Source organism: Curtobacterium sp. ME-Dv--P-122a, assembly GCF_030209645.1.
GTDB classification, from domain to species: domain Bacteria; phylum Actinomycetota; class Actinomycetes; order Actinomycetales; family Microbacteriaceae; genus Curtobacterium; species Curtobacterium flaccumfaciens.
Genome location: NZ_JARVRO010000006.1, coordinates 203868 through 218756 on the forward strand (window position 1 = coordinate 203868; position 14889 = coordinate 218756).

Consider the following 14889-nt stretch of genomic DNA (forward strand, 5'->3'; position numbering starts at 1 on the left):
AGTCACCATGACCACGATCACCCCCGCCGCACACCGTCCGCTCGCCGACGCCCTGCTCCCCCGCACTGCCGTCGTCAGCACCGCGCTGGTCCTCGGCGGTGCGCTGCTGACCGCCGGTGCCGCGCAGGTGTCCGTGCCGATCTGGCCCGTCCCGATCACCGGGCAGACCCTGGCCGTGCTGCTCGTCGGCAGTGCCCTCGGTGCCCGTCGCGGTGCCCTGTCGATGCTCGTCTACGCGCTGCTCGGTGTCGTCGGGCTGCCGGTCTTCGCGGACGGTTCGGCCGGGGTCGGCGTGCTCGTCGGCCCCTCGGGCGGGTACATCGTCGGCTTCGTCGCTGCCGCGGCCCTGGTCGGCTGGGTCGCTGAGCGCTTCGGCGACCGCCCGCTGCGGAACGCGCTGCTGTCCTTCGCCCTCGGCACCGTCGTCACCTTCGTGGCCGGGATGGCCTGGCTCGCGGTGGCACTCGGCCTCGACCTGCAGCAGACCCTGCAGTACGGGCTGTACCCGTTCGTCCTCGGTGGTGTGGTGAAGACCCTGATCGGTGCCGGCATGATCTCCCTCGGGTGGACCGCAGCCCTGCGCTCGGCCACCCGCCGGTGAGCGCTCCGTCAGGACTCCGCCGCCGACCGTAGGGGTTCCGTCAGGAGGCCTTCCGCGCTGCTCGAGCGCGCGAGAGCGTGTGGTCGTGACACTGACTGCGATCATGCCGACGCTCCGCGCGTCGCTCCCCGATCCGATGGACCCGTTCCTCTGGCCGGCCCACACCGTCGCGACCACCGACGACCTGCTGGTCTCGGCGATCTCGATGGTCCGGCTCGCCGACCTCACCGGCACCCCGACCGTGCACACCGCCGAGCAGTCCCCGCCCCGGTACCGTCCGCGCGGCTGGACACCCCGCGACGTGAGCGTCGCCGTCGCGTCGGTCACCCGGGTGCGGCGACCGCGCACCGGGGTGGTGCTCCTGGAACTGGACGCGGTGCTGCCGACCTGCGCCGTGCTCGACCAGGTGCGCCTGATCGGACGCCGGAGCACCGCTCCCCTCTCCCCGATGTACGTCGTCACCCGCTGTGACGGTCAGGCCGACGGTCCGTTCCACCGCCTCCCGGCTCCGTTGCCCGCCGACGTCCGCGAAGGCGACCTGGTCTGCTTCCCGTGCCTGGCGACCGTCCGGCACCGCGACGTCGTCGAGCCGGTCCGGGCGGAACTCGCGCCGGTCCGGGCGGAACTCGCGCCGGTGCGCACCGAACTCGCGCCGGTGGGTCGATGACCGTCGCGCTGCCGGTCCGCACCCGGCTGCTCGACGGCACCCACCTGTGGGGCCGGTACACGATCCGCCCCGTCGGGCGGACGCTGTGGAGCTCGCGGACCCTCGTCGTGTTCCCGCCCGGCACGACCACCGGCGAGCGCCTGCTGCTGCGTGCCTGGCACGTCTGGCCGGCCGTCGGGGCGGTCGTCGCCCTCGCCGCCCTGGTGCTCGCCGTCTCGGTCCCCGCCGTCGGCACGACCACCGCGCTGCTCGTCTACGGCGGCGGCTTCGCGGTCCTCGCCCGCGCCACCCGCACGCTGCGACCGCGGGTGCGGTCCGTCACCGTGACGACGTTCCTGGGCGACGGCCGCCGCGAGGTCCACGGCGACGAACGCCTGCTCACCGGCTCCCTGGACGCGCTGTCGATCCTGGAGCAGGCGCTCCGGGCCGACCGCATCCGCCCCGTCGACTTCGAGCTGATCTGGGGCGACGTGTGGAACGCCCTGGAGTCCCCGGCCCCGGACCACCGCGTGCAGCGGTCATCCTGAAGCCGGTTCCCGCGCCGCGCGTTTGTATGGGTCCGGGAAGGAGTACGCGATGAAGCACATCCACTACGACGCCACCACGATCCTGGTCGGTGACGACGTCGCCGACGCCGTGATCGAGTACGCCGCGGCCCTCGCAGGCGGGGACCGAGCGGACACCGTCGACGTGCCCGCCGTCGCCGACGACGGGACGATGACCACCACGAAGATCCTCATCGGACCCTCGAGCGAGATCGTCATCGAGGACGCGGAAGAGGACGAACTCGAGATGGACAACGGGGAGTTCGTCGGACGGCTGCGCGCCGCCGCGAAGACCTTCGGGCACAGCGAGCCGATCCACGCGAACACGCGGTCGGACCTGGCGGACGCGGCGGAGGCTGCCGAGGAGCACTGACGCCCGGGCGTCGCGCTGCAGCGACGAAACGGAGAGGGTCTCCTGTACAGTGGTGATTCCGGAGAGCCTCTCCGGTACTCGACGCCACAGCCTGGAGGCCCGCCATGCCCGAGCAGACCGCTCCCGCCGGGCGCGCACCGCGTTCACTGCACTCCCCGCGTCGCGCGCGCGCTGACGCGCTGCGGAATCGGGACCACATCCTGCGGGTCGCCGAGCGCGCGTTCACCGAGCACGGCGTGACCGGCTCGCTCGACGCGATCGCCAAGCAGGCCGGCGTCGGCGCCGGCACCCTGTACCGGCACTTCCCCACGCGCGAGGCCCTGCTCGCCGCACTCCTCGCCGTGCGCGACGAGCACCTGGTGGCCCGTCGCGAAGCACTGCGTGACGGCTCCGTCGACGCCGGCGACGCCCTGCACGGCTGGCTCGACGCGGTCACCGAGTGGGCCGGCACGTTCGATGGACTGCCCGAACCGCTCCGTGCCGCCGCGTCGTCCGACTCGTCGCCGCTCGCCCTGACGTGCCAGGGGTTCATCACCACCACGGACGAGTTCCTCCGCGCCGCCCAGCGTTCCGGTCGTGCGCGTGCCGACGTCCGCGCGCGGGACCTGTTCCTCGCCGCCCTGGCGACCAGCTGGGTCCGGGGTGCCGCGATGGCCGACGACTCGTCCTCCGCCGCGCTCTCCGCCCTGTCGCGGCGCGGCTGGGAAGCCCCGATCCTCCCTTGACGTCCACCTCCTTGAGAGGGCACCACATGAACCGCATCGGCATCATCGGCAGCGGCGCCATCGGCACCGCGATCGCACGCCTGGCCGTCGCCGCCGACCTCGACGTCCTCATCGCGAACTCGCGCGGCCCCGAGTCGCTGCAGGACCTCGTCGCCGAGCTCGGCCCGCACGCCCAGGCCGGCACCGTGCGACAGGCCGTCGAGTTCGGCGACGTGCCCGTCCTCGCGATCCCGCTCACCGCCTACCCGGCACTCGCCCCCGACCTCGACGCCTTCGCCGGGCGGACCGTGCTGTCGACGGGCAACTACTACCCCGGTCGCGACGGCCGGATCGAGCAGCTCGACACCCTCGCGACGACCACGGCGGAGTACGAGCAGACGCTCCTGCCCGGCACGCGGATCGTCAAGGCGTTCAACAACATCGTCGCGCACCACATCCCGAACCTCGCCGGCTCCGCCCCCCGCACCGCGCTGCCGATCGCGGGCGACGACGAGCGGGCCAAGGCCGTCGTCGCCGAGCTCGTGCAGCTGCTCGGGTTCGACACCGTGGACGCCGGGACCCTGGCCGAGTCGTGGCGCTTCGAGCCGGAGTCCGGGGCGTACACGGGGATCTACGCGGCGAGTGCCGAGGGGTTCGCGGCGGACTACCTGGCGGATCAGGGAGCACCGTTGCCCGCCGAGCGGCTGCGGGACATACTGGCGGTGTCGCACCGGGCGGATGTGGCGAACCGGCAGTTCTGAGTCGTCACCGCTACGCATGACCGCGTGCAGCGGCCTCGCGCACAGGGGGTGTACGCGAGGCCGTCCGCCTGCCTGATCCGATCAGGCGGTCTCTCCGTCAGGGCTACGCCGTGACGCGCGCCTGCACGAGTTCGGTCAGCGTGATGAAGTTACCGGCCTCGACGACCTCTTCTTCGCCGAGCGGGACACCGTAGGTCTGCCCGACGATGGTCGCGATCTCGACCATCGAGAGCGAGTCGAGGTCGAGTTCTTCGAACGTCTTGTCGACGCCGCTGACGTGGGACAGTTCCTCGACACTCGTTCGGATGAGTTCGACGAGGGTCTCGGCAGAGGGGACGATTGCGGTCATGACTGTGGCCTTCCTGGTCGGGTGAGCCGGCCCCCGCTGCGCGAGGAGCCGATGGGGTGGAACGTCGTGGTCGGACCCCTCAGACGAGGTCGATGACCGGCGCGGTGAGGGTCGGCCACGTGAGTGTGCCGGCACCCCAGGTCGCCCCACCGCCGAACGCGGTCAGCAGGACCCGGGCCCCCGTCCGCATCTCGGTCGCATGCGCGGCGAGGGCGAGTGGGATCGACGCGGCCGAGGTGTTGCCGACGCGGTCGAGGTGCAGGACGGCTCGGTCGGCGGCAACGCCGATCGAAGCGGCGACCATGGTCAGGATCCTCCGGTTCGCCTGGTGCGCCACGAGGTGGTCGACGTCGTCCACGGCCCATCCGGCGGCGTCGAGGACAGAGCGGCACGAGTCCGCCATCGCGGACACGGCGGCAGCGAACACCGCACGGCCCTGCATCGCGAACCACGCCGTCGGGTCCCCCCGGTCGACGACGGGCCGGCGTGATCCGCCGGCCTCCACCCGGATCAGATCGAGTCCGGTGCCGTCCGAGCCGAGGGTGACGGACCCGAGCGCGCCGGCGTCCGATGCCTGACCGGCACCCAGCACGACCGCACCGGCGCCGTCCCCGAAGATGACGGCGTTGGCCCGGTCACCCGGGTCGACCAGGGTCGTGAACGTGTCCGCTCCGATGAGCAGGACCCGCCTGGCCGCGCCGGATCGGATCAGGGCGTCGGCCTGCGCGAGCCCGTACACGAAGCCCGAGCACACGGCGGCGAGGTCGAACGCCGGCACCGTGCCCAGGCCGAGGCGTGCCGCGACGTCAGGTGCGGTGGCGGGACACCGATGGTCAGGGGTCGACGTCGCGACGATCACCATGTCCACGGAGTCGACGCCGGCGTTCTCCAGGGCCCGTCGGCCGGCGGCGACCGCGAGGTCGCTCGTCGAGGTACCCGGGTCGACCTGGTGCCGCGCGCCGATACCGGTTCGCGACCGGATCCACTCGTCGGTCGTGTCGAGCGTGGCGGCGAGGTCGTCGTTCGTCACCACCCGGCGCGGGAGAGCACCTCCGAGGCCCTGCAGCACCGTCCGGGTCGTCGTCGCGTGGGGGTCACGCCCCGGCGTCGCGTCGACGACGATCTCGTCGAGGGCGGTCATGCGGCACCGACCACGTGCGCGACGGAGCACGACACGTGCACACCGGTGTCGAAGGTCCCGACGATGTCGGCGAGGCGCCAGGAGCGCCCATCCTGCTCGAGCGTGCGTGCGCGGTCCAACCGGACACGCGCGTCGCTCCGCACCGAGGGGTGCGGCGACCCCGGGACCGTGATCACCGTCCGGCGCATCCAGAGCGTGTCGCTCTCAGCTCGGGCGAGCGTGTCCAGTCGGTAGAGCAGCACCTGTCCGAGCTGGAGAGTCGCGACGAACGTGTCGACGAGGTTGAGGCCGGGCTGGAACGCCGCCTCGAAGCCGCACAGCTCCTCGGCGGGACGTCGGCCGAGCGGAGGCACGACGACGGTCGCGCGCGCCTCGTCCCAGGCGAGCTCGACCTCCTCGACCAACGGGGAGCGGCTGCGGTACACGCCGCAGTACACACCGTCGCCCGGGCGGTCCTCGACCCGCGCCTGGCCCGCGACGGGTGGCACGGTGCGTGACCGGCGCACGACGAGTGCGATCGTGAAACCGGCGACGTCGACCGTGATCGGCACGTCCCCGCCGGTTGCCGCGGCGCCCCGGGGTGCATGTCCCGTCACCGGGAGCACCGCGAGGTCCCCCTCGATCGGGCGACGCGGCGACCGGATGTCGATGCTGGCGATCGAGCACGCGGTCATCGACTCGGCATCGAGCTCCTGAGCGATGAGTTCGTAGGCGCTCGCGATGCCCAACACCATCAGGTCTGTGGTGCTGAGGTGTGGTTCCTGCACGTCGTCGCCCTTGCGCGACCAGGCCGCGCCGGCGGTCGCGTCGGCGGTGGCGGAGAGCCGCCACGTCGTGTCATCCGCCCGCACCACGGCGCCGCGGAGTCGTGGGTCCGTGAGTCGGTAGCCGAGTCCGAAGAACCGTCCGGCTGCCGGGCCGAGGAGGTCGTCGATGGATTCGTGGCGTTCGATGGTGTCGGGTGTCACGGTTCGGTCTCCTGTCGGTGGAGGAGTGGCGTCCTGCAGGACCACGATCCACCGTGACGGAAGACGTGACCAGGCGTCGGTTATGGTGGGAGCAACACCACCAGTCATGCGGTCGCCGCGTCCCGACCGATCAGCCTGACTCGCCGACCGGGACCCATCGCCGGTGCTCGACCCGTCCGAACACGACGTCGGCGAAGTGGTTGCCGTAGGCCAGAGCATCGTCACGCTCCAGCTCGTCGAGCAACGCGGCCCTCGTTGTGATCGCCATGACGGGGTCGTGCTCGACGAAGGCGTTGATCGTGGGGTCACCGACCTGCAGCGGGCTGTGCAGGGCGTCACCGAAGGCGATCAGGACCCTGCCCCGTGACTCGATCCGCAGCCCGATGTGCCCTGGCGTGTGGCCGGGCATCGGGACGACGGTCACACCGGGTGCCAACTGCTCGCCGCCGTCCGCCGGCTGCCACCGGTCAGATCGCTCCGCCAGGGCACTCCGTTCGAGGTCGAGGCGACCGGCCGTGGTCGGGAGGCTCCGGAGACGGGTACCGAACGGGGCATCGCTGCTCCACCAGCCGCTGTGGTCTTCGTGCAGGTGGGTGATGACCACCTGCGTCGGCTCGGGCAAGCCAGCGGCCTGCCACTCGACGGGCAGTGTCCCGCCGGTCATCCGGCCGATCGCTGGGCGCCCTCGGCCACGCGGCACGTCGACGGGGCCGAGTCCGGTGTCGAGCGCGATGACCTGGTCGCCGGACTCGATGACGAGCGACCCGACGGATGCGACCAGGTACCCGTCGACGTCGAGGAGTGGTCGGACCTCAGCGGCCGGCCTCGGCGGCTCCGATCGCCCGTACCAGCCGGCGGGGTGCAACTGGATGCGGCCGTCCGGCACCGAGGTCACCCGGACGTCACCGACCTCCAGCGAGCGCACCCGGGCCGGGGCCCGGCGCCGCTCGTCGATCATCGGATCTGTTCGAGCACGGCCATCGTCGCCGGCGCGGTGGCCGGTGACGGCGAGTACAGGAAGAGCATCAGGTCGTCTCCACCCACAGCGGGTGTGAGCACCACGGTTTCGAAGGACATCCGGCCGAGCGGATGGTCGAACACCGTCGCGACGTGGGGTTCCTGCCCGACGGAGTGCTCCCCCCAGTGCCGTCGGAACTCCGGCGAGCGCTCGGCGAGGTCGGTGGCGATCGACTCGAACATCGGATCGGTGGCGAAGGCCGTCGCCTGCCGACGGAACTGCGAGACCATCATCCGGGCCGCGAGGTCCCGATGCGGGTAGTGCGTCGCGTAGTCCTCGTCGGTGAAGTACCGGATGAGGCAGTTGGTGCCGACCTGCGTCTGGAAGGTCTTCGCCGCGAGCTCGTTCGTCGCGAACACGTTCCAGTACCGGTCGGCGGCGTAGGCAGGCATGTCCTGGATGCTCGACAGCATGCGCTCGAGCGAGCCCTTCAGGTCGTCGGCCGCGGCTCGGCGCGACGCCGGCACCTTGCCGGTGAGTTCGTAGAAGTACTCGAGGTCGGCGCCCTCGAGCCGGAGCGCGTTGGCGATCGCATCGACGACGACCGTCGAGACACCGATGTCCCGCCCCTGCTCGAGCCACGTGTACCAACTCACGCCGACGTTCGCGAGCACGGCGACCTCCTCGCGGCGCAGTCCGGGAGTCCGACGGCGGGCCGAACGCGGGAGCCCGACGTCCTCGGGCTGCAGTGCCTCTCGTCGAGCGCGGAGGAACTCCCCCAACCACGCCCGTCGCCCCTGCCCGTGTTCACTCTCCGCGACGATCACGCCCGCGTCATCCTGCATGAAGACCCCCCTGATGGTCGACGAATGGTGTTGCGACGGGCAACTCTAACCGGATCGGGCGATCGCGACGAGGACCTCGGTGAGTTGCTCGTGCGCGGCCTGGTGGAACAGGTGGGCGCCGTCGATCGCGTGCACGGCGAGCGTCTCACATCCCAGATCCGACCACCGTTCCATGGCTTCCGGCGTCACGATCTCGTCGTCCCTCCCACAGACCACGTGCACCGCGACGCCGATCGGTACGGGCCGTGGTGCGTAGGCGCGGGACCGGTCGATGCCGGCTCGGGTCCGGACGCTGGCCGCGCGACCGGACGACTCGGTCCCGAGGATCGAGCACGTGTCCTTCGTCGCGGGGAGCACGCCAGGCGGTGCGGTCGCGCCGAGCACGAGCGCGGACGGCATCGGTGACCCGACCGCGGCGAGTTGCCGACAGACCTCGAACGCGATCAGGCCGCCCATGCTGTGGCCGTACAGGAGGGCGCCGGGAAGCGCCTCCTGCACAGCGCGGACGGAGAGCGCCGCCAGCATCTCGATCGTCGCCCAGGTCGTGCCGAGGGCAGCGCGCTCGAACCCGACCGCGGTGACCTGCTCGAGTCCGGCGGCGGTCGCCGCTGCCCGGACTCCCTTCGGCACGGTGGCCAGACCGCCGGCGTGGTGGAAGTACAGCAGCGAACGGCCCGACGCAGCCCCCACGTGCGGACGGCCTCAGCTGGTGGCCGCGGGTCCACCCGCGGTCACCGGAGAAGCCGCGATGCCGTCCGCGGCTGCGTCCTCCGCCGCGACCACGGACCGTCGACGTGACGCCGTCAGCGACACGAGCACACCGATCACCAGCCCGGCGGCGATGAGGAAGGTAGCGACCACGATCTGCCCCATCAGGTCTCCGTCGGCCACGGCCGACGACCCGAGGACGAGGAGCGCGAGTCCGACGGCGCCGCCGACCTGCTGCCCAGCCGTGGCGATTCCGGACGCAGTGCCCTGGTGTTCCCCGGGCACGCCGCTCGTCGCGAGGGTGAACATGGTGGTGAAGACGACGCCCTGAGCGATGCTGAGCACGACCAGTGGCACCACGAGCACGTACGGGGACAGCCCCGCAGCGAACCCGGCAGCCAGCGCCGCCGTCCCGACGGCACCGACTGTGAAGGACACGGCGAGGACGGACCGGGGGGCATGGGAGTTGCCGAGCCGACCAGCCCACGTCGCCCCGATCAGCACGCACGCCGAAGGGATGATGAACGCCAGCCCAGTCACCAGCGGCGAGAAACCGAGCTGCTGCTGCAGGTAGATCGTCAGGAAGAACGGGATGGCACCGAAGGTGGCCATGAACAGGAACGTCACCCACGTTCCGACGCCGAGGTTGCCGGAGTGGAACAGCGTCAGGGGCACCAGCGGCTCACGCGTCGAACGCTGCACCAGGACGAACGCCACGAGGAACACGATGCCGACCACGCCGGGCACGAAGGTCACCGGCGCCGCCCACCCGGACTCGGGTGCCTGCACCAGCGCGAAGACGACGGCGAGGACACCGATCGTCCCGGTGACGGCACCCGGGACGTCGAGTCGAGGCCGACCAGCGGCCACCGATCGCCGATCGGCGGGGATGAGCAGGAACGCACCCACGATCGCGACCGCGGCCAGGACCACGTTGACCGTGAAGACGGATTCCCAACCGAGGCTGCCGGTCAGGACACCGCCGAGCAGCGAGCCGAGGACCATGCCGGTGCTGCCGGCGGCGGCCCAGACGGACATCGCAGTGTTCCTGGAGCGCCCTTCCGGGAAGCTGGTCGTCACCAGGGACAGCGTGGCCGGGGACAGGAACGCCCCGCCGAGTCCTTGGAACGCGCGCGCGATGACGAGGACGAGTGGATCGGATGCGACGGCACCCACCAGCGACGCCACGGCGTAGAGCGCGAGGCCGATCACGAACGCCCGCCGCTTCCCGATGAGGTCCGCGAGACGGCCCCCCAGAAGCAGGAACCCCCCGAAGGCGACGGCGTACGCGCTCACCACCCACTGCAGGGCGGACTCCGAGAAGTGCAGTCCCTCTCCGATGACGGGCAGGGCGACGAACACGATGTTGTAGTCGAGCGCGATGATGAGCTGAGCGAAGGCGAGGAGTGCGAGCAGCAGTGCCGGGCTCGTCACCCGTGCGCCGTTCCGGACGGTTTCCGCGGTCGTGAGCATGGTCGGTCCTTTCGAGGGGTGCGAGCTGGTGGCGGTGTCAGTAGCGGAGGGCGTACTTGAGCTGGCGGCCGAAGGTCTTCTGCCGCTGTGCCTCGTGGAAGCGCGCGTCCTGCTCCAGCACGTCGGTCGCCGCGCGGACCCGGGCCTGAGCGAGCTCGATCGCCTCGGCCGTCGGAACCACCTGCGGCATGTCGAAGAGTTCGATGATCCGGTCCACCCGCTCCGGGATCGGACCACCGACCACGTGGTACGGGATCCCGAGGTCCTGCAGGGCCTCGATGAGCAGATCGTCGGAGAGTCGACGGAAGGGTTCGGAGACGGGGCGGTGACCGTCCTTGTGCATGTCGAACTCGACGGGCAGGTGCACGTACGCGTCGTAGATCCGCTTCGCCCGGGAGCGGGTGACGTCCCCGAGGGTGTCGGTGTACCGCTGGTAGAAGTGCTTGACGGGCAGGCCGGTGACCTTCTTCACCGCCTGGAACCACTTCGGTGCGCCGGGGTTGATGCCGACGCGCATGCGTGCCTCGAAGTAGACCCACTCGTGGAACACCCCACCGTCGGAGATGAACGGGCCGGGTCCGGATTCGTTGTGGACCCGCTCCTCGAACCGCCGGAGCCCGAGCTTGATGAGTTCCATGGCGTTGAGGTCCATCACGGTCTTGCCCGGGATGAGGTCGATCAGGATCTCCCGGGACGTCATCGCATGGGTCCTCGGCAGCCCCGTCGCGATGGACAGGGCCTCGGTCGTCGTGCTCTTCCCGGTCGAGTAGGTGCCGGAGATGGCGAGCTTCAGGTTCTCTTGCATGAGGGTTCCGTTCGGTGAGGGGTGGATGCGGACTAGGCGGCGGTGGCGGTGGGCACGGCGACGAGCGCCGCGATCTGCTCGAGGCGGTCCTCGACGGAGCCGGTCACGGTCTTCGGTCGCAGCCCCGCAAGAGCGAGCTCCTCGGCCAGGTACTCCTCCGACCGTGTCCGGAACGACTCGGACACCGGCGGTGCCGGCTCGGTCATGGCGAACTCGATCGGCAGGTGCACCACGACGTCGTAACGATCGTGCAGCGAGGACCGCACGGCTCGCCGGGACGGCTCGAGGAGCCCGTTGACGAGACCGCGACCCGCGATCGTCGGGCGCGGTGCTGCATCCGGGTCGGCCCCGTGCAGGAGCAGCGTCTTCGCGAAGACCCAGTCGTGCACCAGCGACCCGTCGGAGACCCAGAGGTCACCGGACTCGCGTGCGCTGCGCTCGATCAGGCGTCGCACCACCAACTCGACGAGCTGTGCCGGGCTGCAGCCGGTCGCCGCCTTGCGGGAGCCGAACGGGTCCTGCATCGGGGGCAGTGCCTCGGCCTGGAGCCCGAAGCGCTCCGCGGCGGCCTTGGCCAGGGTGGACTTGCCCGAGCCGTACGCACCGGTGATCGCGAGTCGCATGCACTTCCTGTCGTCGAGGTCGAATCGTCGTGGGTGCGGACCGGCCCCCTCGCCGGTCCGCACTCCGATGGTCAACGACCTCCGCGCTCCCCCGACAGCGCTGCGTTATCCGGGGTGTGCAACCACCCGGTTCATGCGTCCCGGCTCGCGTCGACTGGTGGTGAGAGCACCTGGTTCGGAGCGGCTTCCCCGGGTTGGATGGACGCATGAAGCTCGTCGGCACCACTTCCTTTGGCGGACCAGAGGTCCTCGGACTGCACGAGGTCCCCTGCCCGGACCCCGCAGCGGACGAAGTGCGCATCCGCGTGCACGGGGCCGCCGTCAACCCCACGGACCTCGCGTTCCGGGCAGGTTTCTACCGCGCGGTCCTCCAGAAACGCACCCCGCCGTTCGTTCCCGGCATGGACGCCGCCGGCATCATCGACGCGGTCGGCAAGTCCGTCGTGGGCTGGAACACCGGAGATCGCGTCATGGCGGTGGTCGACGCCCCTCTGGTCTCGGGCGCGTACGCCGAGTTCGTCGTCGTCCCCGCACGGTCGGTGACGCGGTGCCCGGAACGACTGAGCCTGCACGAAGCAGCGGCTGTCCCGATGAACGCCTTGACGGCACGACTCGCGCTGGACTCGCTGCCCGAGCTGCGCCACGGAACACTCGCGGTGACCGGCGCGGCTGGTGCGGCCGGCGGCTTCACGGTGCAGCTCGCGAAGCACGAGGGCTTCACCGTGATCGCGGACGCCCGCGGCGAGGACGTCGAGTTGGTCAAGTCCCTCGGCGCTGACTACGTCGTCCCCCGCGGCGACGAGTTCGCCGCCGAGGTGCGAGCACTCGTCCCCCAGGGTGTCGACGCCGTCGTCGATGCTGCGGTCCAGACGAGCGCGGTGTTCCCCGCGATCCGCGACGGCGGACACTTCGTCCCGCTCAGGGGGTGGGACGAACCGATCCCGCGCGGGATCGTCGCCCACCCGATCATGGTTTCGGACTACACGCAGGAGTCGGAGAAGCTGCGGCAGATCGCGGAACACATCGACGCCGGCGTGCTCACCGCGCGCATCGCCGACGTCGTCCCGGCTGAGCGAGCGCACGACGCCCACACGCGGCTCGGACTGGGCGGGGTCCGGGGGCGCATCGTCCTCGACTTCGCCGCCCTGGCGTGACCGAGCGACTCTTGCGTCGTGCCGCGTTCTTCGACGTCGACGGCACGCTCACGCGCACCACCACGATGTTCGACCTCCTGCACTTCGACGCCATCGAGCAGGGCAGCGGCGAGCGTGCCGACGATTTCATCGACGCACTCCGGCGGATGCAGGTCGAGGACGGCGTCTCTCGCGAAGCGGCGAACCGCCACTATTTCTCATGGTGGCGCGGCCGCTCCCGCGACCAGCTCGCGGACCTCATCGCGCGCTGGTGTGCCCAACGGGCAGCCGCGTACTTCCATCGGTCGACGCTCGAGCAGCTGCATCGGCACCGTGAACGAGGCGACCTCGTCGTCTTCGTCAGCGGCTCCGTGCCGCTGCTGCTCGACGACCTCGCCGAACAGCTCGGAGCCGTCCACGTGCTCGCCACCAGCATGTCCGTGGCCGGTGGGGTCTTCACCGGCGACGTTGACGTCCCGATGATCGGCAGCCGAAAGACGGATGCCATCCAGCAGCTCGCGGACGAGGAGCACATCGACCTGACCGCGTCGGCGGCCTACGGCGACCACCTGTCGGACGTGCCGTTCCTGGAACTCGTCGGCGAGCCCGTGATCTGTGGCGTGCCTGGCAGCACCGAGTGGTGCTTGGCACAGCGAAGGGGTTGGGCGACTTTGCTCCTGGACGACTGACGGATCACGACCGAGGCGTTCGACGGCTCAGCGTCTCGGAGGAAGGCCGCCGAGACACCGCTCGTCCGAGCTGCCCACCCAGGGAACCGAGGAGCGCGACGACGAAGCCGACGATCTGCAGCGGCGACAGCGCCTGGCCGAGGACGACCCACCCGAGCACCGCAGCGGTCAACGGACTGAGGACGCCCAACAACGCGATCCGGGCCGACGGCAGCGCCCGTGCGCCTCGGAACCAGACGCTGTAGGCCAGGGCACCACCGACCAGCGTGAGCCAGGCGTACCCCGCGTACCCGGCGGCGGACGGCTGCCACGGCCCGCTGTCGACGATCGGGATGAGCGGGGCGATCACCACGCCCCCGACGATGAGTTGCCACGCGGTCGAGGTCAGGGGGTGTGTGCCCTCCGGGGTGCCCCACCGACGAGTGAGCAGGAGCCCCAGTGCCATGGACACCGTCCCGAGCGCCGCGGCCGCGAGCCCGAGCACGTCGAACACGGCACCTCCGCTGAGGGAGACGAGCGCGACGCCCACCAAGGCCACGACTCCCCACACCACGTGGGTGATCGCGGGCCGTCCCCACCGCAGCGCCAGGGTCAGTGCCACGACGGCGAGCGGCTGGAGCGCACCGACGATGGCCGCCAGGCCACCCGGCAACCGGTCGGCCGCGACGAACAGCAGCGGGAAGAAGCACCCGATGTTGAGCATGCCGAGCACGAACGTCCGGAGGCGCCAGCCCCGCGGTGGGACTCCCGGCCGGAGCGCGAGCAGCAGCAGGCCTGCGGGGAGCGCACGGAGGACACTCGCCGTCATCGGGTGATCGGCGGGCAGGAGCTCGGTGGTGACCACGTAGGTCGACCCCCACACGATCGGCGCCACTGCCGCGCTGAGCGTGAGGCCGGCCGTCGTCGACGTGGACAGTGGGCGATCGGTCATCGGAGCCTCGATTCCTTCATGCTTAACTTCTCAACGTTGAGACATTACGGCCACGATAGGCTCGCGTCAAACAGTTCAGCGTGAAGGAGTGGCCCGATGGAGGATGCAGTTGATCGAGTCCTGGCCCAGTGGGGCCGGGAACGGCCGGACCTCGACGTCCGCGCGATGGCCGTCATCGGGCGCATCGGGCGCGCCGGAGCTATCCTCGACCGGAAGGTCGGTGCCGTCCTCGCTGAGCACGACCTGCTGCCGGGTGAGTTCGACCTCCTCGCGACCCTCCGACGTTCGGGATCACCACATCGGCTGGCCGTCGGACAGATGCTCGCCGCCACGATGGTGACCTCCGGCGCCGTCACGAACCGCTTGAACCGGCTCGTCGCGAAGGGCTACGTCACGCGGGAGACCGACCCCGCGAACCGACGGAGCGTGCTGGTCACGTTGACCGATCACGGCCTGAAGGTGGTGGACGCGGCGCTGGCCCGGCACGTCGAGAACGAACGGGCGCTCCTCGGCACCCTGAGCAGCGACGAGGAGCAGCAGCTGGCCGGGCTCCTCCGGAAGCTGCTGCTCGGCCTCGGTGACGGGGCGGCCTGAGCACAGCCCGTCGTGTCGGCC

The 14889-nt window shown here is 70.9% G+C and carries 19 protein-coding genes; 9 read left to right on the forward strand and 10 right to left on the reverse strand.

The genetic code is table 11. From position 1 onward, the window contains the following. The first annotated feature begins 7 nt into the window (after positions 1 to 7). From QRN49_RS05780 to QRN49_RS05805, 6 genes are all read left to right on the forward strand, one after another. Positions 8 to 601, forward strand: coding sequence for a biotin transporter BioY (locus QRN49_RS05780; protein WP_284754383.1), 594 nt, complete (start codon positions 8 to 10; stop codon positions 599 to 601). 85 nt (positions 602 to 686) lie between these two features. Then, entirely contained in the window at positions 687 to 1268 is a 582-nt protein-coding gene (locus QRN49_RS05785) for a hypothetical protein (RefSeq protein ID WP_284754386.1), read from the forward strand. Then, positions 1265 to 1795, forward strand: a complete 531-nt coding sequence (locus QRN49_RS05790; RefSeq protein WP_128780237.1) for a DUF6611 family protein — start codon at positions 1265 to 1267, stop codon at positions 1793 to 1795. Before QRN49_RS05785 ends, QRN49_RS05790 begins: the two co-directional genes overlap by 4 nt. A gap of 49 nt (positions 1796 to 1844) precedes the next feature. Further along, positions 1845 to 2186, forward strand: coding sequence for a hypothetical protein (locus QRN49_RS05795; RefSeq protein WP_111110199.1), 342 nt, complete (start codon positions 1845 to 1847; stop codon positions 2184 to 2186). Between the two features lie 104 nt (positions 2187 to 2290). Further along, positions 2291 to 2911: a TetR/AcrR family transcriptional regulator gene (locus tag QRN49_RS05800; RefSeq protein ID WP_284754392.1), complete on the forward strand. Its 621-nt coding sequence runs from the start codon at positions 2291 to 2293 to the stop codon at positions 2909 to 2911. A gap of 26 nt (positions 2912 to 2937) precedes the next feature. After that, positions 2938 to 3651: an NADPH-dependent F420 reductase gene (locus QRN49_RS05805; RefSeq protein WP_284754394.1), complete on the forward strand. Its 714-nt coding sequence runs from the start codon at positions 2938 to 2940 to the stop codon at positions 3649 to 3651. A 103-nt stretch (positions 3652 to 3754) separates the two neighbouring features. Here the strand turns inward: QRN49_RS05805 and QRN49_RS05810 are convergent, their stop codons facing one another. The 9 genes from QRN49_RS05810 to QRN49_RS05850 form a co-directional block, all read right to left on the reverse strand. After that, positions 3755 to 4000 carry an acyl carrier protein gene (locus tag QRN49_RS05810; protein ID WP_284754396.1) on the reverse strand — a complete coding sequence of 82 codons (246 nt, stop codon included), beginning with the start codon at positions 3998 to 4000 and terminating at the stop codon, positions 3755 to 3757. Positions 4001 to 4079: 79 nt separating this feature from the next. After that, a complete protein-coding gene (locus QRN49_RS05815; protein ID WP_194652930.1) occupies positions 4080 to 5141 on the reverse strand; it encodes a beta-ketoacyl-ACP synthase III in 1062 nt (353 codons plus the stop codon). Then, a complete protein-coding gene (locus QRN49_RS05820) occupies positions 5138 to 6109 on the reverse strand; it encodes an AvrD family protein (RefSeq protein WP_194652931.1) in 972 nt (323 codons plus the stop codon). The genes QRN49_RS05815 and QRN49_RS05820 overlap by 4 nt, the downstream gene beginning before the upstream one ends. A gap of 130 nt (positions 6110 to 6239) precedes the next feature. Next, positions 6240 to 7067, reverse strand: coding sequence for an MBL fold metallo-hydrolase (locus QRN49_RS05825; protein WP_284754401.1), 828 nt, complete (start codon positions 7065 to 7067; stop codon positions 6240 to 6242). Then, the gene (locus QRN49_RS05830; RefSeq protein WP_209080621.1) at positions 7064 to 7912 is read right to left on the reverse strand and encodes a helix-turn-helix transcriptional regulator; all 849 of its coding nucleotides are present in this window, start codon (positions 7910 to 7912) and stop codon (positions 7064 to 7066) included. Before QRN49_RS05830 ends, QRN49_RS05825 begins: the two co-directional genes overlap by 4 nt. Positions 7913 to 7957: 45 nt before the next feature. Continuing rightward, positions 7958 to 8602, reverse strand: coding sequence for a thioesterase II family protein (locus QRN49_RS05835; RefSeq protein WP_071404745.1), 645 nt, complete (start codon positions 8600 to 8602; stop codon positions 7958 to 7960). 12 nt (positions 8603 to 8614) lie between these two features. Next, complete coding sequence (locus QRN49_RS05840; protein WP_111094424.1) at positions 8615 to 10093, reverse strand: MFS transporter; 1479 nt, start codon at positions 10091 to 10093, stop codon at positions 8615 to 8617. A 37-nt stretch (positions 10094 to 10130) separates the two neighbouring features. Next, positions 10131 to 10898: an ATP/GTP-binding protein gene (locus QRN49_RS05845; RefSeq protein WP_071404743.1), complete on the reverse strand. Its 768-nt coding sequence runs from the start codon at positions 10896 to 10898 to the stop codon at positions 10131 to 10133. 32 nt (positions 10899 to 10930) lie between these two features. Further along, a complete protein-coding gene (locus tag QRN49_RS05850; RefSeq protein WP_194652935.1) occupies positions 10931 to 11521 on the reverse strand; it encodes an AAA family ATPase in 591 nt (196 codons plus the stop codon). A 206-nt stretch (positions 11522 to 11727) separates the two neighbouring features. On the opposite strand from QRN49_RS05850, the gene QRN49_RS05855 reads away from it, so the two are divergent. Continuing rightward, positions 11728 to 12675, forward strand: a complete 948-nt coding sequence (locus QRN49_RS05855) for an NADP-dependent oxidoreductase (protein ID WP_284754407.1) — start codon at positions 11728 to 11730, stop codon at positions 12673 to 12675. Then, complete coding sequence (locus QRN49_RS05860) at positions 12672 to 13343, forward strand: HAD family hydrolase (RefSeq protein ID WP_194652936.1); 672 nt, start codon at positions 12672 to 12674, stop codon at positions 13341 to 13343. The genes QRN49_RS05855 and QRN49_RS05860 overlap by 4 nt, the downstream gene beginning before the upstream one ends. 4 nt (positions 13344 to 13347) lie before the next feature. Here the strand turns inward: QRN49_RS05860 and QRN49_RS05865 are convergent, their stop codons facing one another. Further along, positions 13348 to 14274 carry an EamA family transporter gene (locus QRN49_RS05865; protein WP_284754410.1) on the reverse strand — a complete coding sequence of 309 codons (927 nt, stop codon included), beginning with the start codon at positions 14272 to 14274 and terminating at the stop codon, positions 13348 to 13350. Positions 14275 to 14370: 96 nt separating this feature from the next. Between QRN49_RS05865 and QRN49_RS05870 the strand changes: the two genes are divergently transcribed. Beyond that, positions 14371 to 14868: a MarR family winged helix-turn-helix transcriptional regulator gene (locus QRN49_RS05870; RefSeq protein WP_284754412.1), complete on the forward strand. Its 498-nt coding sequence runs from the start codon at positions 14371 to 14373 to the stop codon at positions 14866 to 14868. The last annotated feature ends 21 nt before the right edge of the window (positions 14869 to 14889 follow it).